Here is a 21,948-nt window from a genome sequence, read left to right as displayed (position 1 = left end):
TGTTGTCTCTTTTCACCTGGCTATTTTCACCGGCGCAGGCCCCAGGCCCGCCAGTGACCCCGAATAGAAGCGAGCGATACGATGAAAGTACTGATCATTGGCAACGGCGGCCGTGAACACGCCCTGGCCTGGAAGGCCAAGCAATCCCCTCTGGTGACCCGGGTCTTCGTCGCCCCCGGCAATGCCGGCACCGCCCATGAAGGGAGCATCGAGAACGTGGCCATCTCGGCCACCGACATACCGGCCCTGCTGGCGTTTGCCAAGGAGCAGCGCATCGGTCTGACCATCGTCGGGCCGGAAGCACCGCTGGTGAAAGGGGTGGTCGATGCGTTCCGCGCCGAGGGGCTGGCCATCTTCGGCCCGACCGCCGCCGCCGCCCAGCTGGAAGGCTCCAAGGCGTTTGCCAAGGATTTTCTGGCCCGCCACGCCATCCCGACCGCCGAGTACCAGAACTTCACCGAGGTGGAGCCGGCACTGGCCTACCTGCGCGAGAAGGGCGCCCCCATCGTCATCAAGGCTGACGGCCTGGCCGCCGGCAAGGGGGTCATCGTTGCCATGACCCTGAGCGAAGCGGAAGAGGCGGTCCGCGACATGCTCTCCGGCAATGCCTTTGGCGACGCCGGGGCCCGGGTAGTGATCGAGGAGTTTCTGGACGGGGAAGAGGCGAGCTTCATCGTCATGGTGGACGGCGAGCATGTGCTGCCGATGGCCACCAGCCAGGATCACAAACGAGTCGGTGATGGCGATACCGGCCTCAACACCGGCGGCATGGGAGCCTACTCCCCCGCCCCCGTGGTCACTGCCGACGTGCACCGCAAGGTGATGGAGCAGGTGATCATGCCGACCGTGCGTGGCATGGCGGCCGAGGGCAACGTCTACACCGGTTTCCTCTACGCTGGCCTAATGATCGACGGCCAGGGCAACCCCAAGGTGATCGAGTTCAACTGCCGCTTCGGCGATCCCGAGACCCAGCCCATCATGCTGCGCATGCGCTCCGATCTGGTGGAGCTCTGCCTGGCGGCCTGTGCCGGCAAGCTGGATCAGGTCGAAGCCATCTATGACCCCCGCGTCGCCATCGGCGTGGTGCTGGCGGCCGGCGGCTACCCCGGCGACTACCAGCAGGGTAAGCCCATCAGCGGCCTGCCGGTGGAAGAGGCAAGCGGCGAGAAGGTATTCCACGCCGGCTCGCAGCTGGAAGGCGATACCGTGGTGACCGCCGGTGGCCGTGTGCTGTGCGCCACTGCCCTCGGTCACAGCGTGGCCGAGGCGCAAAAGCGGGCCTATCAGCTGGCGGGTCGCATCAAGTGGGACGGCGTCTTCTACCGCCATGACATCGGCTGGCGCGCCATCGAGCGTGAACAGCAGCGGTAATCAACAGGGCCCGCAAGGGCCCTCTCTTCATCTGGTGTTATCTCGCGGTCGCGCAGCCCGGCAGATGGCTCGAATGGCCTGGTTCGCTTGGCTCAGCAACTCCCTTACATCTCCCCCTTCCCTGTTACCCTTTGTGACAAAAAACAGCAATATTCACAAACAGTTCACGCACTGTCATGGCATCATGCCTGTGATGAATCCGAATAAGGGTTCATAAGAAGCCACATAGAATCGATAAGCATGTCGTTTAAATAAGGAAATCCCATGTTGAAAACTGTTCGCCCCCTGTTGCTGCCCCTGATGTTTGGCCTGATGACCCTGCCCGCCATGGCCGGTGAGCTGGAACAGCCGATGAAGAAGATCGGCTTCAACTACAAGCAGGCGGTCAAGGCCGACGATGCCGCCACCATGGAAAAATACATCAACGAGATGAAGGCGCAGTTCGACATCGCCAAGCAGAAGAACATGCCGGCCGCCAAGAAAGAGAAGTTCCTGGAAGGCATGAACGAAGTGCAGACCGAGCTGGATGCCAGCCTGGCAGCCCTCAAGGCGGGTGACGAAGCCAAGGCGCGCGAGCACCTGGCCAAGGTCAACGACCTGAAGAAGGAGTACCACAAATATGCCAAGCAAAAAGGCTGATCCCTTCCACTGGGATAGTCTGGTCCGCCTCACCCACTGGGGTGTGGCGGCCATCTGTATCGGCAACCTCTGGCTCAACGAGGCGGGCGAGGAGTGGCATGAACGGCTGGGTTACCTGGCCATCGCCCTGATCAGCCTGCGCCTGGCGTGGGGGCTCTCGTTTGCCAAGGGCCATGCCCGGTTGCGAGCCCTCATCCCAAGCCGGGAAGATTTTCGCCAGCAAGCGGTGGAGCTGCGCGAGCGCACGCCACCGGCTCCCGGTCACCACGGCAGCGGCAAGCTGGCGGTCTGGACACTCTGGCTGCTGATCCTGGCCACCGCCGGCACCGGCTGGTTCCAGAATACCGAGATGGGGTTCGAACTGGGGGCGGACGACTGGCACGTCTGGTGTACCTGGGCCCTGCAGGGCATGATAGCGCTGCACCTGCTGGCCATCCTGTTCACCTCCTGGCGCCAGCGCAGCAATCTGGTGAAGCGCATGTTGCCAAGGCGCCGCGGCAAGGCCCGAGCCTTGCCGCAGGAATCCGACGCCTGAATACTCATGGGGCCCTGCTGGGCCCCTGTTCATTGCTCTGCCACTCCCCTGATCCCACACTACCCGCCGGGTCCCCGGCTCTTGCCCTCTCTTTCGCTACTTGCATCGCTAGGGGCCATGAAAGCATTTTCATTCACATTTCTTAATTAATTCAGGCTGTTCGATTTTCAACCACTGCGATTTCATGAATGCTACTGAGCTGAATGAGGTTGTTCGTTGTCCGTTCGACTACACGACAGTGATATGTCCATAACAAGATCGAAGGGAAAATCGTCATGCACAGCACACTGCTTCGAACCGCCCTGCTGACGGCGGCACTCGGCTCTTTCAGCCACACTGCCACCGCCGAAGGGGTCATCGTTCACCTGTTCCAATGGAAGTTCAACGACATCGCCAACGAGTGCGAAACCGTGCTCGGGCCCAAGGGGTTCGGGGGCGTCCAGATCACCCCGCCGGGCCGAGCACAAGCAGGGCAGCCAGGTCTGGTGGACCGTCTATCAACCCGTCAGCTTCAAGAATTTCAACAGCTTCGGTGGTAGCGAGGCGGAACTCAGAAGCATGATCGCCCGCTGCAATGCAGCCGGGGTCAAGGTCTATGCCGACGCCGTCTTCAACCAGCTGGCATCGGGCTCAGGCACCGACACCGGTGGCGGCAGCTACAACGCGGGGCAGTACCAGTATCCCCAGTTCGGCTACAACGACTTCCACCACAGCGGCGACATCACCAACTACGGCGACAGCAACAACGTCTGGAACGGCGCCCTCTACGGCATGCCGGACCTCAATACCGGCTCTCCCTACGTGCAGGATCAGATCGCCACCTACATGAAGACCCTGCTCGGCTGGGGCGTAGCCGGCTTTCGCATCGATGCGGCCAAGCATATGGCCCCGACCGACGTGAAGGCCATCCTCGACAAGGCGGGCAGCCCCAAGGCCTACCTGGAGGTGATCGGCGCAGGCGGGGAGTCCGCCGACATCCAACCGGGCCGCTACACCTATATCGACACCGTCACCGACTTCAAATACGGCACCGATCTCGCCGCCAACTTCAACGGCCAGATCAAGAACCTCAAGACGCTGGGCGAGAGCTGGGGTCTGCTCCCCTCCGCTAAGGCCTTCGTCTTCGTGGTCAACCACGACCGCGAACGCGGCCACGGCGGGGGCGGCATGCTCACCTTCATGAGCGGTGCTCGCTACGATCTGGCCAACACCTTCATGCTGGCCTGGCCCTATGGCTGGAAGCAGGTGATGTCGGGCTATCGCTTCGAAAACATGAGCACCTATGAAACCGACAAGGGAGCGCCGGGCAGCACACCTTGCACGGACAGCCAGTGGAACTGCGAACAGCGCCGGCCGACCATCATGAACATGGCCCTGTTCCATAACCGGACCGAAGGCCAGCCGGTCAGCAACTGGTGGGACAACGGCAACAACCAGATCGCCTTCGCCCGCGGTGACAAGGGCTTCATCGCCATCAACAACGAGAGCAGTAGCCTGGTGGCCTCGCTGCAGACCGCGCTGCCGGCCGGTGAGTACTGCAACCTCTTGGGCGGCAATGACTACTGCAGCGGCGGCTATGTCACCGTCGACGGCAGTGGCAAGGCCAGCCTGAATGTGCCCGGCATGAAGGCGGCTGCCATCATCGCCGGTTGCACCAAGGCCAGCCCCTGCGGTGGTTCCGCCCTGCCGGGCACCAAGTTCAGCAGCATGAACCTGCGCGGTACCCACAACGCCTGGGGCAATACCCCCATGACCGTCGATGCCAACCGTGTCTGGTCAGCCACCCTCACCCTGACCGGCAACGGTGACGCCACCGGCGCCCAGCGCTTCAAGTTCGACGTCTTCGGCAACTGGGCAGAAAACTACGGCGACAACGAAGGGGATGGCATCGCCGACAAGGGCAGCAGCAAGGACATTTTGGTCAGCGGGGCGGGCACCTACCGCATCACCCTGAACGAAAGCGATCTGCGTTACACAGTCACCCCCCCTCACCAGCAGCCAGGCGCCGGTGGCCGCCCTCTCTCCCAAGACCCTCAGCGTCAAGGCGGGTGAGAGCGTGGTGTTCGATGCCTCCGCCTCCCGCGACGACGGGGGTGTAGTGAGCTACAGCTGGTCCAGCGGTGGCACCGCCGCCACCGAGACGGTCCGGTTCGATACCCCGGGCACCCATACCGTGACGGTCACCGTGACCGATGCAGAAGGGTTGACCGCCAGTGCCAGCGCTACCGTGACCGTCACCGACGACAACGGCACCTACGCCAGCGTGCTGCCTACCCTGAATTTCCGTGGCACTCCCAATGCCTGGGGCTCCCTTGCCATGACGCTGGTCGCCGACAATCAATGGGAGGCTCTCGTCACCTTCGATGGTCAGGCAAACCAGCGCTTCAAGTTCGACGTCAAGGGGGACTGGAGCAAGAACTATGGTGACACCAACAAGGATGGAGTGGCCGAACAGGGGGGCGCCGACATACTGACCCCGGTCAGCGGCCAGTATCGGGTACGCTTCAACGATCAGACCCTGCAATACAGCCTGACCCCGGTCAGCGTCGGCTACGCGAAGAACTTCGCCAGCCTCAACATTCGCGGCACCACCAACAACTGGGGGTCCACCCCCATGTCGCTGGTAGGCGATCACCTCTGGCAGGCCAGTGTCACCTTCACCGGTAGCGGCGATGGCAACGGCGCTCAGCGCTTCAAGTTCGACGTCAAGGGCGACTGGACCCAGAACTACGGCGACACCAACAAGGACGGTGTCGCCGAGCAGGCCGGAGCCGACATCGCCACAGCTCTGGTCGGTGTCTATGTGGTGCGTTTCAACGACCAGACGCTGGCCTATAGTCTGAACGCCCAGTAAGGCTTAATACGATCGGTCACCAGACCCTGAAGCATTTACCCAGGCCTCCCACCATCGGCTGGAGGCCTTTTTTATGGCGTCATGCCACAGCTTCCAGCCTTTCGGTAGGCTGATGCTCTGGCGCCATGTCCTGGCTCATCTCAAACCATGCCACCCCTCAACGCCAAGAAAAGGAGCGAGCAGCCCACCGCACACAAGCCGAACAGCATGATCATATGACAAGCCTGCCTGGCAGACTTGGGCGGAAGGATCAGGCAATCCCTTACTTTTGCAGAAAACCGCCACAGCTAGGCTCTGCGATGCCTCACGGTGCGAAACCTTGCCCAGTTCTGGCTGTTTGTATTGCACTATACGCCGCACTCTAGGTTGCACTATGGAGCGCATGCCTAGAGGTCGGCGCCGGTGAACGGCAGAAACGACAAAGCCGCTCTTGAGAGCGGCTTTGTCTGAAAATGGTGGCCCCTGGGGGACTTGAACCCACGACCAATCGATTATGAGTCGACTGCTCTGACCAACTGAGCTAAGGGGCCATTGATACTGGTTTGCGGCGTGGATTATAGGGGATGGCGGATACCCCGTCCATAGGCATATCAACCACTTGGCGAGATTTCATCCATATTCAAGCGGTTCCGTGGCTCATCTTCATACCCCCATCACGACGGATAAAACAAAGCCCCGCATGGCGGGGCTTTTTGACAGCGGTTACGGGTTGGCCCCGTCCGGGATTACTCGTCCAGGAAGCTGCGCAGTACTTCGGAGCGGCTCGGGTGGCGCAGCTTGCGCAGCGCCTTGGCTTCGATCTGACGAATACGCTCACGGGTAACGTCGAACTGCTTGCCCACTTCCTCGAGGGTGTGGTCAGTGTTCATGTCGATACCGAAACGCATGCGCAGTACCTTGGCCTCACGGGCGGTCAGACCGGCCAGCACTTCGCGGGTGGCGTTGCGCAGGCTCTCGCTGGTGGCCGCATCGGCCGGCAGGGCCAGGGTGGTATCTTCGATGAAGTCGCCCAAGTGGGAATCTTCATCATCACCGATCGGCGTCTCCATGGAGATGGGCTCTTTGGCGATTTTCAGTACCTTGCGGATCTTGTCTTCCGGCATGCCCATGCGCATGGCCAGCTCTTCCGGGTTCGGTTCGCGACCCATCTCCTGCAGCATCTGACGGGAGATACGGTTGAGCTTGTTGATGGTCTCGATCATGTGTACCGGGATACGGATGGTACGGGCCTGATCCGCGATGGAGCGGGTAATGGCCTGACGGATCCACCAGGTCGCATAGGTCGAGAACTTGTAGCCACGACGGTATTCAAACTTGTCTACCGCCTTCATCAGACCGATGTTGCCTTCCTGGATCAGATCCAGGAACTGCAGACCGCGGTTGGTGTACTTCTTCGCGATGGAGATAACCAGACGCAGGTTGGCCTCGACCATCTCTTTCTTGGCACGGCGGGCCTTGGCCTCACCGATGCTCATGCGACGGTTGATGTCCTTGATCTGGGCAATGGACAGACCGGTCTCTTCCTCGATCTGCTGCAGCTTGCCGATGGCGCGCAGCACATCTTCGTCCATCTCGACCAGACGCGGTGACCAGGCCTTGCCGGCCTGCTTCTGGTATTCGAACCAGGCAGTTTCGCACTCGTTGTTGGTGAAGGCCGCAACGAAGGTCTTCTTCGGCATCTTGGCCTGCTCAACGCAGAGTTTCATGATGATGCGTTCCTGCACGCGGACCCGCTCCATCATCTCGCGCATGTTGTTGACCAGGCGATCGAACTGCTTGGGCATCAGGCGGAATTGACGGAATACATCGGCCAGCTGGGCAATCGCAGCCTGAGTATCTTCGTGCGCACGACCATTCTGCTGAATGGAGAGACGAGTTACTTCGTACTGGGCGCGCAGATCACCGAACTTCTCGCGAGCGACTTCCGGATCCGGGCCACCGTCGCCATCATCGTCGGAATCATCGCCATCACCGTCTTCGTCTTCATCTTCGTCTTCGTCTTCGTCAGCCAGATCTTCTTCGCTGAGCTCGGAGCCGATGTGAGTGGCAGTCGGGGCGACGTCATCGGTCTCGTTGGGATCGATGAAGCCGGAAATGATATCGGACAGACGCAGCTGTTCCGCTTCGTATTTGTCGTACTGCTCAAGCAGATAGGTAATCGCTTCCGGGTACTCGGCGACGGAGCTTTGTACCTGGTTGATACCGTCTTCGATGCGCTTGGCGATGTCGATTTCGCCTTCGCGAGTCAACAGTTCGACGGTACCCATTTCCCGCATGTACATGCGGACGGGATCGGTCGTACGACCAATCTCGGATTCAACAGATGCCAGTGCCTGGGCCGCTGCTTCGGCAGCGTCCTCATCGGCGGTACCACCTTCAGCCATGATAAGGTCATCGGCATCCGGGGCGTTTTCCACCACTTGAATGCCCATGTCGTTGATCATCTGGATGATGTCTTCGATCTGGTCAGAGTCGACAATGTCTTGCGGGAGGTGATCGTTCACCTCGGCATAGGTCAGGTAGCCCTGTTCTTTACCTTTGGCAACGAGGAGTTTAAGCTGAGACTGCGGGGTTTGCTCCATAGAACTCATCCGGTTGGTGTTGCTAGGTTGCGCGTACAGTGCGCTGCTGCGCAAATAGCCAATTCTAATAGAAAACCGCCAGACATGCTATGTCTGGTTGCGGCGTCGGTCATGAGAAACCCCTGCCCGCAGTATTGTCGGGGCCAGGCGGTTATAAAATGTTTGCTTTTAATCCCGTCTATTCGGGCAACGGTATTCATATTGGGGTTAATCACTCAAATATCAAGCCCCACTCTCATTTCTTTTCTCAATTTGCACCTCTCTGATCAGCATCATCAGCTCCTGAGTTTCCTCAGAGCTTAGCCCTTCCTGCGCCACCTTGGCCTGCAATTCCTCGATGCGCTGCTTCAGGAACAAGTTGATGAAACCGACGAAAGTATCCTGCAATTCTCCCAGAATATCCGGCTCCTGGTCGAGCTTTACCTCTTCAAACAGATCGTGCATCGCCAGTTGCGCCAGGATCTCTCCCTCTTTGGTGCCACGCCAGTGTTCCAGCAGAATGCCCGTCGTGACCCCGGGCTGAGTCAGGATCTGTTGATGCAGCTGCAGCAGGAATCTGATGCCCTGCAGGCGCAGTCCGGCCAGTTCAGGCATGGCCGGCAATTCGGCCGTGATCGCCGGATACTGCACCATCAGTGCCAATGCCCGGCGCAGCGGCGTCAGCTTGGCCGCCTTGGGCTTGTTGACCTCGGCCTTTGGCTGACTATTGCGGGCAAACAGTTCGGCGATCCGCTGCTTGTTCTCCCCCCAACGCATCATGCTGGAAAGGCGGGTGATCAACCCCTCACGCGTGAAACCTTCCGGGACTCGCCGGATCAGCTCGGCGGCCTTGTTGGCCACTTCGAACTTGCCCGCTTCACCGGAAAGAGCCGCATCGCGCCCGAGGCGCTCAAACATGAAGTCGGCGAAGGGCTGGGCCTGGTCTAGCAGAGATTCGAATCCCTCCTTGCCGATCTGGCGCACCAGCGAGTCGGGATCCTCACCATCCGGCAAAAAGACGAACTTGAGTTCACGACCGTCCTGCAGGTGGGAGAGCGCGTTGTCCAGCGCCCGCCAGGCCGCTTCCCGACCGGCGTTGTCGCCGTCGTAGCAACAGACGACCTCGGCCGTAGTGCGAAACAGGGTGTGGATATGGTCGCTGGTGGTCGCGGTGCCCAGCGCCGCCACCGCATAATCGATCTCGTACTGGCCGAGCGCCACCACATCCATATAGCCTTCTACCACCAGGATCCGGCGCGGATCCTTGTGTGCCCGCTTGACCTCGTAAAGGCCGAACAACTCCCGTCCCTTGTGGAAGATGGGTGTTTCCGGCGAGTTCAGATATTTGGGCGTCCCCTCCCCCAGCACCCGGCCACCGAAACCGATGACCCGGCCACGCTTGTCACGGATCGGGAACATGATGCGATCGCGAAAGCGATCATAGCTGCCGGGGCCACTGTCACGAGTGATCAGCATGCCGCCAGAGATGAGCAACTGCTCGTGCTCCCGGCTGGCGCCAAAGCGCCGACGCACCTGATCCCAATCGGCAGGGGCATAACCAATATTGAAGCGCTTGACCACTTCACCAGTCAGACCGCGTCCCTTCAGGTATTCCACCGCCTGCGGCGCGTTCTTGAGATTGCTCTCGTAGAAGCGGGCAATCTGGTTCATCAGCTCGAACAGATCCTTGCTGACCGCTGGTTGGCTGCTGCTCGCCCCACCTGCGGTCTGCTCACGGGGAACCTGCATACCATGCAGGCTGGCAAGCTCCTCAATGGCATCGGGAAATTCAAGCCCGTCATACTCCATGACAAAGCCGATAGCATTGCCGTGAGCACCACAACCGAAGCAGTGATAGAACTGCTTCTCCTGACTGACAGTAAAAGAGGGGCTTTTTTCGTTATGAAAAGGGCAGCAAGCCTGGTAGTTCTTACCGGCTTTCTTCAGCCGCACCCGCGAGTCGATCAACTCGACGATATCGGTGCGTACGAGCAGATCATCGATAAAGGATTGTGGGATCCTGCCTGCCATAACCGTCCTGTTTCATTGCATAGAAAATAAAAAAGCCGCGCATTCCCAGGGAAGCACGGCTTCTTTGACCAAACAAGAGAGTTGCCTGTTACGCCAAACGGGTTTTCACCTGAGCACTGACGGCGCCGACATCGGCACGCCCCTGAATTTTTGGCTTCAAGACAGCCATGACTTTGCCCATGTCAGCCATGACGGCAGCACCACTTTCAGCGATGGCTTGCTCAATCAGTGCGGCAATTTCGGCTGCGGTCAGCTGTTGCGGCAGGAACTCCTGCAACACAACGATCTCTGCGGACTCTTTGTCGGCAAGATCCTGGCGACCGGCAGCTTCGAATTGACTGATGGAATCACGACGCTGTTTGACCATTTTGGTCACCACAGCGAGGATATCCTGATCATTGAGCTCGACACGGGTATCAACTTCACGTTGCTTGATTTCAGCCATCAACAAACGGATCGCTCCCAAGCGAGCCTTGTCTTTGGCAAGCATGGCGAGTTTTTGTTGATCCTTGAGTTGATCCTTCAGCGACACGGCATGAACCCTTGATTAGTACAGGCGGATACGACGTGCGTTTTCGCGGGACAGCTTCTTGGCATGACGCTTAACGGCAGACGCTTTGGCACGCTTGCGAATGGTAGTCGGCTTCTCGTAGAACTCACGGCTACGAACTTCGGACAGGATACCGGCTTTTTCGCAAGAACGCTTGAAGCGACGCAGAGCAACGTCAAACGGCTCATTTTCACGGACTTTGATTACTGGCATGTGCCTTTCACCTCAGTGATAAATTGTTAGCTGACCTTCAATCGATCAGCATGTCTTAAAATGGTGCGAAATTATACTCTGGACAGGGAATGAAAGTAAACCCGCAGAGATCGCTCTGGTTTAAAAAACCCGCGAAGGTTACCATAGCCGTCTCATTTTAGCAGTGAAATTTTTTAGCAATGCGTGTATTGGGCATAGAGACATCCTGTGACGAAACCGGGATCGCGATCTTCGACGATCAAAAAGGGATCCTTTCCCACCAGTTGTATAGCCAAGTCAAGCTGCATGCGGACTACGGCGGCGTCGTTCCCGAGCTGGCCAGCCGGGATCACGTCCGCAAGACGATCCCCTTGATCCAGGCCGCGTTGCGAGAGGCGGGACTGGGCAAGGACGACATCGACGGCATCGCCTACACCGCAGGTCCGGGCCTGGTTGGCGCCATACTGGTGGGAGCCACCATAGGCCGCTCGCTGGCGATGGCCTGGAACAAACCGGCCATTGCCGTGCACCACATGGAAGGCCACCTGCTGGCCCCCATGCTGGAAGAGCGAGCCCCCGAGTTTCCCTTCGTGGCGCTGCTGGTCTCCGGCGGCCACTCCATGCTGGTACGGGTCGATGGCATCGGCAGCTATCAGCTGCTGGGCGAGTCGATCGATGATGCTGCTGGCGAGGCCTTCGACAAGACGGCCAAGCTGATGGGATTGGATTACCCAGGCGGCCCTCTACTCTCCCGGCTGGCGGAGAAGGGCACCACCGGGCGCTTCACCTTTCCGCGCCCCATGACCGACCGCCCCGGGCTCGACATGAGCTTCTCCGGCCTCAAGACCTTCGCCGCCAACACCATCGCCGCCAACGGTGATGATGAACAGACCCGTGCCGATATCGCCCGAGCGTTTGAAGACGCGGTAGTCGACACCCTGGCCATCAAGTGTCGCCGTGCCTTGAAGGAGACCGGCCTCAATCGCCTGGTGGTGGCCGGCGGTGTCAGCGCCAACCGTCACCTGCGCGCCCAGCTGGCCGAGTTGATGGAGAGCCTCAAGGGGGAAGTGTTCTACCCGCGCACCGAATATTGTACCGACAATGGCGCCATGATCGCCTATGCCGGCATGCAGCGCCTGAAAGCCGGGGTATTCGAGCCACTGGCGGTCAAGGCCGTGCCACGCTGGCCGCTGGACACCCTGGATCCGGTTTGATCCAGCGGATCCTGCAGACATGAAAAAGGGGCCTCTGGCCCCTTTTTGTTTTGCTTGGTAAGCATCCTCTCTCACTAGCAACCCTTAGTTGGTACGGAACAGCGCCTCGATGGAGAGCCCCTGCCCCAGCAGGATCTCCCGCAAGCGGCGCAGCCCTTCTACCTGGATCTGGCGAACCCGCTCGCGGGTCAGACCAATCTCGGCGCCCACGTCTTCCAGAGTCGCCGGCTCATAGCCGAGCAGACCAAAGCGACGGGCCAGCACCTCGCGCTGCTTGGGGTTCAGCTCCTCCAGCCAGTGCACTATGCTGGCGCGCATGTCGTCATCCTGGGACTCCAGCTCAGGGCCCATGCCGCGCTCGTCGGAGAGCACATCCAGCAGCGCCTTGTCGCGATCGCCACCGATGGGGGTATCGACCGAGGTGATCTTCTCGTTGAGCTTGAGCATGCGATTCACATCGTCTACCGAGCGATCCAGCGCAAAGGCAATGTCTTCCGCCGTCGGTTCGTGATCGAGCCGATGAGAGAGTTCGCGGGCGGTACGCAGATAGACGTTCAGCTCCTTGACCACATGAATGGGCAGACGAATGGTACGGGTCTGATTCATGATGGCCCGCTCTATGGTCTGACGGATCCACCAGGTCGCATAGGTAGAGAAACGGAAGCCGCGCTCGGGATCGAATTTCTCGACTGCGCGGATGAGGCCGAGGTTGCCCTCTTCGATGAGATCGAGGAGCACCAGGCCGCGATTGTTGTAGCGACGGGCGATCTTGACCACCAGTCGCAAATTGGACTCGATCATGCGCTTGCGGGCAGCTTTGTCACCTCGCAAGGCACGACGGGCGTAATAGACTTCTTCTTCGGCGGTGAGCAGCGGGGAGAAACCAATCTCCCCGAGATAGAGCTGGGTGGCGTCCATCACCTTGTTCAGTTCAGGTGCCATCAGTTCATCGGAAATCGTCTCTTCGGCCTCGGCCGCAACTTCCTGAACCTCTTCCTCTTCGTGGGTCTCCAGCTCTTCGTCGAACTCTAACTCTGCATCCTGCATAACCAGTTGTTCTTGGCTCATGGCGTGTCTCCCTGACCGGCACCAGAGTAAGACTTAACTCTCTGGGTCTAACGCTTTGGCAAATGGCTCATCGGGTTAATCGACTTGCCTCTGTACCGGATTTCAAAGTGCAATCGCACATCCGGCGCGTCCGTGCTACCCATGTTGGCAATGACTGCTCCGCCTTTGACGCTGTCCCCTTCCTTCACTCGCAACTCATCGTTGTGAGCATAAGCAGAGAGGTAGTCATCATCATGCTTGAGAATGATCAGCTTGCCATAACCCCTCAGTGCGCTACCGGCATAGACGACCTTGCCGCCGCTCGCCGCGTAGATGGGTTGCCCCTTCTGACCGGCGATGTCTATGCCCTTGTTACCCTGTTCTGCAACAGAGAAACCTTCGACGATCCGGCCCTTGGTAGGCCAGTGCCAAGATAGCTTGCTGTAGGAATTGTCTGATTTTTGTTCTTTTACCTGAGCGTATTCTTTTGAAGATGGCTGAGCAATCGTTTTCTGTTTGATAAATGGAGTGGTCGTACCTGAGGTCGCCGGCGCCAGGGGTTTGGGGCCGGAGCTCTGGGTCACCACCGGGCGTGTCGCCGCCACCATCTGGCCACTGCCGCTGCTGGTGGACTGCACATTCAGCACCTGCCCGACCTGCAGGGCAAAGGGCGCCTGCAGATTGTTGCTTTGTGCCAGTGTCTGATTCGACATGCCAAACTGGCGGCCAATGCTGCTCAGCGTATCCCCTGGACGGACCTGGTAGGTGCCTGCACTGCGCGCAACGGCCATGGTGCTGCCGGAGGCATCAAGCCTGATCTGCTGGCCCGGATAGATGTTGTAGGGGGGCTGATGCCGTTGAGACTGGCCAGCGAGGGCACGTCATTGCCCGAATTGAAGGCGATGGAGTAGAGGGTGTCCCCTTTTTTCACCGTGTAGCTGTTGCCCTGAATGGCGGGCTGGGCCGCCATCTGGCGAGCCGGAATGGTAGAGACGAGACCATCATTGCCCAATCCTTGTACCGGAGCAGCAGTCTTACTGGAAGAGCAAGCGAGCAGCAGCCATGACAACACGACGACACTGCTTCCTTGCCAAACACGCGAACGCATAGTGGATCCTTTAACGACTAAACCAGAAATAGGCCACAACGGCCAAACCAATACAGAGCCAACCCAGCACATCCACATAGTGCATCAGCTTGCGCTCCATCTTCTCGCCACCCCAGCGCATCAGGCCTGCCACCAGGAAAAAGCGCATGCCACGCCCGATCAGCGAGGTCACGATGAAGGGCAGCAGTGCCATTTGCAACAGGCCGGCCGTCACGGTAAACACCTTGTAGGGGATCGGCGTGAAACTGGCAATAAAAATCACCCAGATGCCCCACTGCTCGAACCATTGCCGGGCCAGAGCAATCTTGTCTTCATAACCCACCGAGACCACCAGCGGCTGGACCACCGGCTCCCATAGGGCATAACCGAGCAGATAGCCGAACAGCGCGCCCAGCACGGAGAACAGGGTCGCCAGTGCGGCGTAGTGCCAGGCCTTGTGCGGTCTGGCCAGCGCCATGGGGGCCAGCATCACGTCCACCGGAATGGGCCAGAACACCGACTCGATGAAGGCGGTGATCGCCAGATACCAGGGGGCATACTTGTGGCGTGCCCACTGCATCACCAGTACATAGAGGCGGGAAAACAACTTCACTCGACATCTCCGTCAATCAGGGGGACAAAACGGACCGGCTCCAGGATCCTGCTGGTCAGCTGGGAGCCCGATCGCTCGATCAACTGCAGGGTCTGCTGGCTATCCCCCACCGGCAACACCAGCCGGCCACCGTCGGCCAGCTGATCGGTGAGGGCCGTCGGCACCTCGCTGGCGGCAGCCGTCACCAGAATGGCATCGAACGGTCCCTTGTTGGGCCAACCCAACCAGCCATTGCCGTGCTTGGCGGAGACATTGTGCAGATCGAGCTGACGCAGCCGGCGCCGGGCCTGGAACTGCAGCGACTTGATCCGCTCCACCGTGTAGACGTGCTCCACCAGATGAGCCAGCACCGCTGTCTGGTAACCCGAACCAGTGCCGATCTCCAGCACATGGGCCGGATCGTTCTGGATCAGCAGTTCGGTCATCCGCGCCACCATGTAGGGTTGCGAGATGGTCTGACCGTGGCCGATGGGCAACGCCGTATTGTCCCAGGCCTTGTGGGCCATGGCTTCATCCACGAACAGCTGACGCGGCACCTTGGCAATCGCCGCGAGTACGCGGAAATCGCGAATGTCCTGCGCGATCAGCTGGTTTAACAGGCGCTGTACTATCACACCTTCATCCCTGCAGGTCCAACCAAGCCCCCAGCCCCGCCAGACTGCTGTAGGCAGTCATATCGATGGTCAGGGGGGTGATCGAGACGTAGCCCTGCTCGATGGCGGCGAAATCCGTACCTTCGCCCGCATCTTGCTGGCTGCCGGGCGGGCCAATCCAGTAGATGGGCTGGCCACGGGGATCCTCGCTGCATATGACCGACTCCGCCCGGTGGCGGTTGCCAAGGCGTGTCACCCTGATCCCCTTGATCTGGTCGAGGGGCAGGTCCGGCACATTGACGTTGAGGATCTGATCGGCGGGCAGCGGGTGCACCATCATGCCCCTCACCAGCTGGGCGGCGTAGTGGGCCGCCGTGGCGAAATGGGTCTTGCCTACCAGCGAGATGGCCAGCGAGGGGAAGCCGAGGTGGCGTCCCTCGGTTGCCGCCGCCACCGTGCCCGAGTAGATGACGTCATCCCCCAGATTGGCGCCGTGGTTGATGCCGGCTACCACCATGTCAGGCTCCGGGCGTACCAGCTCGTTGACCGCCAGGTGCACGCAGTCGGTCGGCGTTCCCTTCACCGCATGATATCCGGTTTCGGCGATGCGGGTGACCCGCAGCGGCACTTCCAGCGTCAGGGAATGACTCGCCCCGCTGCGATTGCGATCCGGTGCCACCACAATGACCTCGCCACAGGCAGCCAGCGCCTCGCTGAGGGCTCTTATGCCCTCGGCATGCACACCGTCATCATTACTGACCAGAATTCTCATCGGACTGATTCCTGAAACCATGATCGGCCTCTTCGGCCTGCATTAACTCGCGCACCACGCTGGTGGCAAACGCCCCGGCCGGCAGGAAGAACGACAGGGTGAGCACGGCCCCCTCCAGCTGCCAGCTCATGGCTTGCGGCTTGAGCAGCAGCGGGCGGCGGTCCTGGTCCAGCCCGGCTTTTTCCAGGCCATCACACCAATCGTGATAGGGGGCCAGCACGCTCTGTTCGAACTCGGCGGCGGCACCCTGGCTGGCCAACCGGCCACGGCCCCACTGGGGCGCGGTGAGTTGCACGTCGCCGGAGGCCAGACGCGCCGCCAGCTCAGGGGTCACGCCCTCTTCGCTGAAGATGGAGTGGCTGCCCTTGAGCATCACACAGTCGCCGGCCAGCAGCTGATGGGCCAGTCCCTGCTCGATGCGGGCACAGACGATGGCATTGAACAACATGCTGCGGGCAGCGGAGAGATAGAGGGAGCGCTTGTTGCGATCCTTGATCCGCTTGCCGGCGAACATCGCCTTGGCTGCCTCCAGATTGTTGCCGCCCCGGCCGAAACGCTGCTCGCCGTAATAGTTGGGCACCCCCTGCTCAGCGATGGCCTGCAGGCGGGATTCCAGACCATCGGCCTGCTCCAGCCCAGTGAGGCGCAGGATGAAGTGGTTGCCCTTGAGATAGCCGACCCGCAGCTTCTTGTTGTGGCGCTTCACCTGCAAGATCTGGATGCTGTCGCTCTCGATGACGGAGAGATCAGGTTCCGCCTTGCCCGGCAGATGAATGCCGAACCACTGTTCGGTCACCGCGTGGCGGTCTTTCAGCCCGGCCCAGGTCACCGCATTGCGGTTGACCCCGGCTGCATCGGCCAGCAGGCCAGCCACCCAGGCGGTATTTTCCCCGGTTTTACGTACCCGGACGAAGATGTGCTCCCCCTCGCCGCAGGGTTCAAACCCGAGATCTTCATTGACCACGAAATCGGCGGCTTGCGCCTTGAGAATGCCACGGGCGGTGGGCGCCCCGTGCAGATAGGCAAGTTGTTCCAGCATTATTGTTTCACCAGTAAGACGACGGCTTCGGTGGCGATCCCTTCCTTGCGCCCCGTGAATCCCAGCTGTTCGGTGGTGGTCGCCTTGACGTTCACCCGGTTCAAATCACATTGCAGATCGGCGGCCAGCACGGCGCACATGGCTTCGATATGCGGCGCCATCTTGGGTGCCTGGGCAATGATGGTCACATCCAGGTTGCCGATGGCATAGCCCGACTGCTGCACCCGGGCAAACACGTCTCGCAGCAGGATGCGGCTGTCGATCCCCTTGAACTCGGCCGCAGTATCGGGAAAGTGACGGCCGATATCGCCGGCCCCGATGGCGCCGAGCAGCGCATCGCTCACCGCGTGCAGCACCACGTCACCATCGGAGTGAGCCAGCAGGCCCTGCTCATACGGCACCGCCACCCCGCCCAGCATGCAGGGGCCAACCCCACCAAACTTGTGTACATCAAAACCATGTCCAATCCGGATCATGCCAGCTCCTCTGTGGGTGAATCGGGTTGCGCCGGCTGGCGCGCGTTCTGTTGCTGCAAATAGAGCCCCGCCAGAGAGAGATCCTCCGGCCGGGTCACCTTGATATTGTCGGCTCGTCCTTCCACCATCCTCACAGTGAAACCGGCACGCTCCATGGCGGAGGCCTCGTCGGTGATGGTGGCCCCCAGCGCCAGCCCCTCTTCCAGTGCCCGCAGCAGAGGACGGGTGGGAAACATCTGGGGGGTCAGGGCATGCCAGAGCTGCTCGCGATCGACGGTGGCGAGGATGTTGCCCGCTCCGTCGGAGCGCTTCATGGTGTCGCGCACCCGGCTGCCGAGGATGGCACCATCACAGGCCATGGCGGTGGCAATCAGGGCATCGAGATCGCCGTGGGTCAGACAGGGACGGGCGGCGTCGTGCACCAGTACCCACTCCCCTGCGGCCACATGCAACGCATTGAGCACGGAAAAGGCCCGCTCGGCGCCCCCTTTCACTCGCAGGATCCTCGGATCGGCTGCCACGGCCAGAGTGTCGAACCAGCGGTCATGGGGAGCCAGCGCCACGATCACCTGAGCGATGGCCGGGTGGGAGAGCAGCCGGGTCAGGGTATGTTCCAGAATGGTCCTGCCCGCCAGCTGCAGATACTGTTTGGGGCACTCGGCCCCCATTCGGCTGCCGATGCCCGCGGCCGGGACGATGGCGGTCAGCCCGGGGCGGAGATCAGTCATCGTAGGCTGCGTCTCCGGAGCTGGAACCCTTGTCTTTGTCCTTGGGGATGATCCGGTAGAAGGTCTCGCCCTGCTTGATGTAGCCAAGATCGTTGCGCGACAGCTCCTCGATGGCTTCCAGGCCCGAGGTCAGATCGTCGATCTCGCGATAAATCAGGTTGTTGCGATCCTTGAGTACCAGATTGTCCTGCTGCTGCCGGGTGATGGCATCGGACAGCTCATGATAGTCAGACAGGCCGTTCTTCCCCAGCCAGAGGTCATATTGAAGCCCCCCCAACAGGAGAAGCAGGATAAGAGTGAGTAGCCGCATGCACTGAGTCTCCTTCAAGCGGCCTAGTTTCCCATATTCGCAGGCAAGACAAAAGAAAGCCTGTGCCCCGGATGGGTTGGGCCGGAATAAAAAATGCAGAAACCCGCCGCAGCGGCGGCAGAAACGAAAAAGCCCCGCCGATTGGCGGGGCTTTGCAAAGCGTGGAAGCAGGCGAAAATTAAGCCTGGTTCTTAACTTCTTTCAGACCGCGGAAAGGAGCTTTGGCACCCAGAGCTTCTTCGATACGGATCAGCTGGTTGTACTTGGCAACACGGTCAGAACGGCTCATGGAACCGGTCTTGATCTGGCCAGCAGCGGTACCAACAGCCAGGTCGGCGATGGTAGCGTCTTCGGTCTCACCGGAGCGGTGGGAGATGACGGCAGTGTAGCCAGCGTCTTTGGCCATCTTGATGGCAGCCAGAGTTTCGGTCAGGGAACCGATCTGGTTGAACTTGATCAGGATGGAGTTGGCGATGCCGTTGTCGATACCGCGCTTCAGGATCTTGGTGTTGGTTACGAACAGGTCGTCACCAACGATCTGGATTTTCTTGCCCAGTTCAGCAGTCTGGTAGGCGAAACCTTCCCAGTCAGATTCGTCCAAGCCATCTTCGATGGAGACGATCGGGAACTTGGTGGTCAGGTCTGCCAGGAAGTCGGAGAAACCGTTGGAGGTGAAGACACGACCTTCGCCTTTCAGGTTGTACTCTTTCTTCTCTGCGTCGTAGAACTCGGAAGCAGCGCAGTCCATAGCCAGGGTGATGTCGGTGCCCAGTTTGTAACCGGCAGCGGCAACGGCTTCAGCAATAACTTCCAGCGCTTCGGCGTTGGATTTCAGGTTCGGAGCGAAACCACCTTCGTCACCAACTGCAGTGTTGTAGCCCTTGGACTTCAGCACTTTGGCCAGGTTGTGGAACACTTCTGCGCCCATGCGAACGGCTTCTTTCAGGGTCTTGGCGCCAACCGGCTGGATCATGAACTCCTGGATGTCGACGTTGTTGTCGGCGTGCTCACCACCGTTGATGATGTTCATCATCGGCAGCGGCATGGAGTAAACACCCGGGGTGCCGTTCAGCTCGGCGATGTGGGCGTACAGCGGCATGCCTTTGGCTGCAGCGGCAGCTTTGGCGTTAGCCAGGGAAACAGCCAGGATGGCGTTGGCGCCGAACTTGGATTTGTTCTCGGTACCGTCGAGGTCGATCATGATCTGGTCGACAGTGGCCTGGTCCTTGGCATCTTTACCCAGCAGAGCTTGAGCGATCGGGCCGTTTACGGCTTCGATGGCTTTCAGCACGCCTTTACCCAGGAAACGGCTCTTGTCGCCGTCACGCAGTTCCAGCGCTTCGCGGGAACCGGTGGACGCGCCAGACGGAGCGGCTGCCATACCAACAAAACCACCTTCCAGGTGAACTTCGGCCTCAACGGTCGGGTTACCACGGGAGTCGATGATTTCACGACCGATCACTTTAACGATCTTGGACATGTGTATTTCCTCAGGTTTCGTAAAAAAACAACAAAAATATGCCAAAAAAAGCGGCTGTGGCACAGTGCCCCAACCGCATTTATTTTCAATTACTTCAAATTACGCTTCTGATACTCGCCTGCCGCCTTCACAAAACCGGCGAACAGGGCGTGGCCATCACGAGGAGTTGAGGTGAACTCCGGGTGGAACTGCGCGGCCACGAACCAGGGGTGATCTGGGATCTCGATGATTTCCACCAACTTCTTGTCGGCGGAGAGACCGGTCACTTTCAGGCCGGCTGCCTCGATCTGCGGCAGCAGCTTGTTGTTGACTTCATAACGGTGGCGGTGACGCTCGTAAATGGTCGGGCTGCCGTACATCTGACGCACCTTGGAATCTTCGACCAGGTGGCAGAGCTGGGAACCCAGACGCATGGTACCGCCCAGATCAGACTTCTCGGTACGGGTCTCGATATTGCCCTCTTCATCCACCCACTCGGTGATGAGGCCAACGACTGGGTATGCGCAATCTTTCTTGAATTCGGAGGAGTGAGCCCCTTCCATGCCCGCGACGTTGCGGGCGAATTCGATCATGGCAACCTGCATGCCGAGGCAGATACCCAGGTAGGGGATCTTGTTCTCGCGAGCATACTGGGCCGCCTGAATTTTGCCTTCCACGCCGCGCTCACCGAAGCCACCCGGCACCAGGATCGCGTCCAGACCTTCCAGCAGCTCGGCGCCACGAGTCTCGATGTCCTGGGAATCGATGTACTTGATGTTGACGGACAGACGGGTCTTGAGGCCACCGTGCTTGAGCGCCTCGTTGACGGACTTGTAGGCATCCGGCAGGGATACGTACTTGCCGACCATGCCAATGGTCACTTCTGCGGTCGGGTTGGCCTCTTCATAGATGACCTGTTCCCACTCGGCCAGATCGGCCTCCTTACACTCCAGACCGAAACGCTCGGTGAAGTAGGAGTCCAGATTCTGGGACTTGAGCAGTGCCGGGATCTTGTAGATGGAGTCGACGTCTTTCATGGAGATGACGGCGCGCTCCGGCACGTTGCAGAACAGGGCGATCTTGGCGCGCTCAACGACCGGAATGGCACGGTCGGAGCGGCAGATCAGCACATCCGGCTGGATACCGATGGAGAGCAGCTCTTTGACGGAGTGCTGGGTCGGCTTGGTCTTCACTTCACCGGCAGCGGCCAGGTAAGGAACCAGAGTCAGGTGCATGAACATGGCATTGTTGCGGCCCACTTCGGCAGCCAGCTGACGAATGGCTTCGAGGAACGGCAGGGACTCGATGTCACCTACGGTACCGCCCACTTCGACGATGGCAACCTGATGGCCTTCGGCACCGGCAATCACCCGCTCCTTGATGGCGTTGGTGATGTGCGGAATCACCTGAATGGTGGCGCCCAGATAATCACCACGGCGCTCTTTGCGCAGCACGTCGGCATAGATGCGACCGGTGGTGAAGTTGTTGCGGCGGGTCATCTTGGTGCGGATGAAACGCTCGTAGTGGCCCAAGTCCAGATCGGTCTCGGCCCCGTCCTCGGTTACGAACACTTCACCGTGCTGGGTCGGGCTCATGGTGCCCGGATCCACGTTGATATAGGGGTCCAGTTTCATGATGGTCACATCCAGACCACGGGCTTCCAGAATGGCTGCCAGAGAAGCTGCGGCAATGCCTTTGCCGAGGGATGAAACAACGCCACCAGTTACAAAAATATATTTTGTCGTCATGCTGAACCTGAAAGAAGTTTAGGGAATTTTAAGGGGTGCTTCGGGGATGAAGCAGGACGGGGAAACAGTATACCAAAACCCCCTCTCCCAAACAATGAACAAAAATCTATCAGGCTCCTGGCGCCCCCA

21 protein-coding genes, 1 tRNA gene and 1 pseudogene are annotated in these 21,948 nt (G+C 59.8%); 7 read left to right on the top strand and 16 right to left on the bottom strand.

The genetic code is table 11. From position 1 onward, the window contains the following. Window positions 1-81 precede the first annotated feature (81 nt). The 6 genes from purD to ACPDZI_RS03860 all read left to right on the top strand — a co-directional run bounded on the left by purD (window position 82) and on the right by ACPDZI_RS03860 (window position 5,399). Window positions 82-1,371, top strand: a complete 1,290-nt coding sequence (purD, locus tag ACPDZI_RS03885; RefSeq protein WP_438834050.1) for a phosphoribosylamine--glycine ligase — start codon at window positions 82-84, stop codon at window positions 1,369-1,371. Window positions 1,372-1,635: 264 nt separating this feature from the next. Then, on the top strand, window positions 1,636-2,010 hold the full coding sequence (locus ACPDZI_RS03880) for a cytochrome b562 (protein ID WP_011704785.1): 375 nt from the start codon (window positions 1,636-1,638) through the stop codon (window positions 2,008-2,010). Beyond that, window positions 1,991-2,545, top strand: coding sequence for a cytochrome b/b6 domain-containing protein (locus ACPDZI_RS03875; protein ID WP_103829262.1), 555 nt, complete (start codon window positions 1,991-1,993; stop codon window positions 2,543-2,545). The genes ACPDZI_RS03880 and ACPDZI_RS03875 overlap by 20 nt, the downstream gene beginning before the upstream one ends. A gap of 275 nt (window positions 2,546-2,820) precedes the next feature. Then, window positions 2,821-3,084 carry a hypothetical protein gene (locus ACPDZI_RS03870; protein ID WP_438834049.1) on the top strand — a complete coding sequence of 88 codons (264 nt, stop codon included), beginning with the start codon at window positions 2,821-2,823 and terminating at the stop codon, window positions 3,082-3,084. A 19-nt stretch (window positions 3,085-3,103) separates the two neighbouring features. Continuing rightward, window positions 3,104-4,597, top strand: coding sequence for an alpha amylase C-terminal domain-containing protein (locus ACPDZI_RS03865; RefSeq protein WP_438834048.1), 1,494 nt, complete (start codon window positions 3,104-3,106; stop codon window positions 4,595-4,597). Next, on the top strand, window positions 4,554-5,399 hold the full coding sequence (locus tag ACPDZI_RS03860; RefSeq protein ID WP_438834047.1) for a PKD domain-containing protein: 846 nt from the start codon (window positions 4,554-4,556) through the stop codon (window positions 5,397-5,399). Before ACPDZI_RS03865 ends, ACPDZI_RS03860 begins: the two co-directional genes overlap by 44 nt. 453 nt (window positions 5,400-5,852) lie before the next feature. On the opposite strand, the gene ACPDZI_RS03855 is transcribed toward ACPDZI_RS03860, so the two are convergent. From ACPDZI_RS03855 to rpsU, 5 genes are all read right to left on the bottom strand, one after another. Next, window positions 5,853-5,929: transfer RNA gene (locus ACPDZI_RS03855), tRNA-Ile, on the bottom strand. Between the two features lie 195 nt (window positions 5,930-6,124). Continuing rightward, complete coding sequence (gene rpoD / locus ACPDZI_RS03850; protein WP_263642045.1) at window positions 6,125-8,020, bottom strand: RNA polymerase sigma factor RpoD; 1,896 nt, start codon at window positions 8,018-8,020, stop codon at window positions 6,125-6,127. Window positions 8,021-8,203: 183 nt separating this feature from the next. Beyond that, window positions 8,204-9,991, bottom strand: a complete 1,788-nt coding sequence (gene dnaG / locus ACPDZI_RS03845) for a DNA primase (RefSeq protein WP_168968598.1) — start codon at window positions 9,989-9,991, stop codon at window positions 8,204-8,206. 88 nt (window positions 9,992-10,079) lie between these two features. Beyond that, a complete protein-coding gene (locus tag ACPDZI_RS03840) occupies window positions 10,080-10,523 on the bottom strand; it encodes a GatB/YqeY domain-containing protein (protein WP_016349543.1) in 444 nt (147 codons plus the stop codon). 15 nt (window positions 10,524-10,538) lie between these two features. Beyond that, window positions 10,539-10,754 (bottom strand): 30S ribosomal protein S21, encoded by a 216-nt coding sequence (rpsU, locus tag ACPDZI_RS03835; RefSeq protein ID WP_005309452.1) that lies wholly within the window; start codon window positions 10,752-10,754, stop codon window positions 10,539-10,541. 179 nt (window positions 10,755-10,933) lie between these two features. Here rpsU and tsaD point away from each other — a divergent pair, with 179 nt between their 5' ends. After that, a complete protein-coding gene (gene tsaD / locus ACPDZI_RS03830) occupies window positions 10,934-11,947 on the top strand; it encodes a tRNA (adenosine(37)-N6)-threonylcarbamoyltransferase complex transferase subunit TsaD (protein WP_024946180.1) in 1,014 nt (337 codons plus the stop codon). Window positions 11,948-12,031: 84 nt separating this feature from the next. On the opposite strand, the gene rpoS is transcribed toward tsaD, so the two are convergent. The 11 genes and pseudogenes from rpoS to pyrG all read right to left on the bottom strand — a co-directional run bounded on the left by rpoS (window position 12,032) and on the right by pyrG (window position 21,819). Next, window positions 12,032-13,015 (bottom strand): RNA polymerase sigma factor RpoS, encoded by a 984-nt coding sequence (gene rpoS, locus ACPDZI_RS03825; protein WP_011704778.1) that lies wholly within the window; start codon window positions 13,013-13,015, stop codon window positions 12,032-12,034. Window positions 13,016-13,062: 47 nt separating this feature from the next. Further along, window positions 13,063-14,102, bottom strand: a pseudogene (locus tag ACPDZI_RS03820) (peptidoglycan DD-metalloendopeptidase family protein). A gap of 10 nt (window positions 14,103-14,112) precedes the next feature. After that, window positions 14,113-14,694, bottom strand: a complete 582-nt coding sequence (locus ACPDZI_RS03815) for a YqaA family protein (protein WP_016349540.1) — start codon at window positions 14,692-14,694, stop codon at window positions 14,113-14,115. Further along, window positions 14,691-15,308 carry a protein-L-isoaspartate(D-aspartate) O-methyltransferase gene (locus ACPDZI_RS03810; protein WP_011704775.1) on the bottom strand — a complete coding sequence of 206 codons (618 nt, stop codon included), beginning with the start codon at window positions 15,306-15,308 and terminating at the stop codon, window positions 14,691-14,693. The genes ACPDZI_RS03815 and ACPDZI_RS03810 overlap by 4 nt, the downstream gene beginning before the upstream one ends. Before the next feature lie 4 nt (window positions 15,309-15,312). Then, window positions 15,313-16,059, bottom strand: coding sequence for a 5'/3'-nucleotidase SurE (gene surE, locus ACPDZI_RS03805; protein ID WP_029305164.1), 747 nt, complete (start codon window positions 16,057-16,059; stop codon window positions 15,313-15,315). Next, window positions 16,040-17,098, bottom strand: coding sequence for a tRNA pseudouridine(13) synthase TruD (truD, locus tag ACPDZI_RS03800; protein WP_438834046.1), 1,059 nt, complete (start codon window positions 17,096-17,098; stop codon window positions 16,040-16,042). Before truD ends, surE begins: the two co-directional genes overlap by 20 nt. After that, the gene (gene ispF, locus ACPDZI_RS03795) at window positions 17,098-17,574 is read right to left on the bottom strand and encodes a 2-C-methyl-D-erythritol 2,4-cyclodiphosphate synthase (RefSeq protein WP_016349536.1); all 477 of its coding nucleotides are present in this window, start codon (window positions 17,572-17,574) and stop codon (window positions 17,098-17,100) included. Before ispF ends, truD begins: the two co-directional genes overlap by 1 nt. Next, the gene (gene ispD, locus ACPDZI_RS03790; protein ID WP_146061336.1) at window positions 17,571-18,302 is read right to left on the bottom strand and encodes a 2-C-methyl-D-erythritol 4-phosphate cytidylyltransferase; all 732 of its coding nucleotides are present in this window, start codon (window positions 18,300-18,302) and stop codon (window positions 17,571-17,573) included. The genes ispF and ispD overlap by 4 nt, the downstream gene beginning before the upstream one ends. Then, window positions 18,295-18,612, bottom strand: a complete 318-nt coding sequence (ftsB, locus tag ACPDZI_RS03785; RefSeq protein ID WP_011704770.1) for a cell division protein FtsB — start codon at window positions 18,610-18,612, stop codon at window positions 18,295-18,297. The genes ispD and ftsB overlap by 8 nt, the downstream gene beginning before the upstream one ends. A gap of 178 nt (window positions 18,613-18,790) precedes the next feature. Then, the gene (eno, locus tag ACPDZI_RS03780; protein WP_005335583.1) at window positions 18,791-20,092 is read right to left on the bottom strand and encodes a phosphopyruvate hydratase; all 1,302 of its coding nucleotides are present in this window, start codon (window positions 20,090-20,092) and stop codon (window positions 18,791-18,793) included. Window positions 20,093-20,181: 89 nt separating this feature from the next. Continuing rightward, window positions 20,182-21,819 carry a glutamine hydrolyzing CTP synthase gene (gene pyrG, locus ACPDZI_RS03775; protein WP_438834045.1) on the bottom strand — a complete coding sequence of 546 codons (1,638 nt, stop codon included), beginning with the start codon at window positions 21,817-21,819 and terminating at the stop codon, window positions 20,182-20,184. Between the last annotated feature and the right edge of the window lie 129 nt (window positions 21,820-21,948).

The organism is Aeromonas oralensis (assembly GCF_049665575.1).
Taxonomy (GTDB): Bacteria; Pseudomonadota; Gammaproteobacteria; order Enterobacterales; family Aeromonadaceae; genus Aeromonas; species Aeromonas hydrophila.
This window is presented reverse-complemented; position numbering and strand designations above follow the sequence as displayed.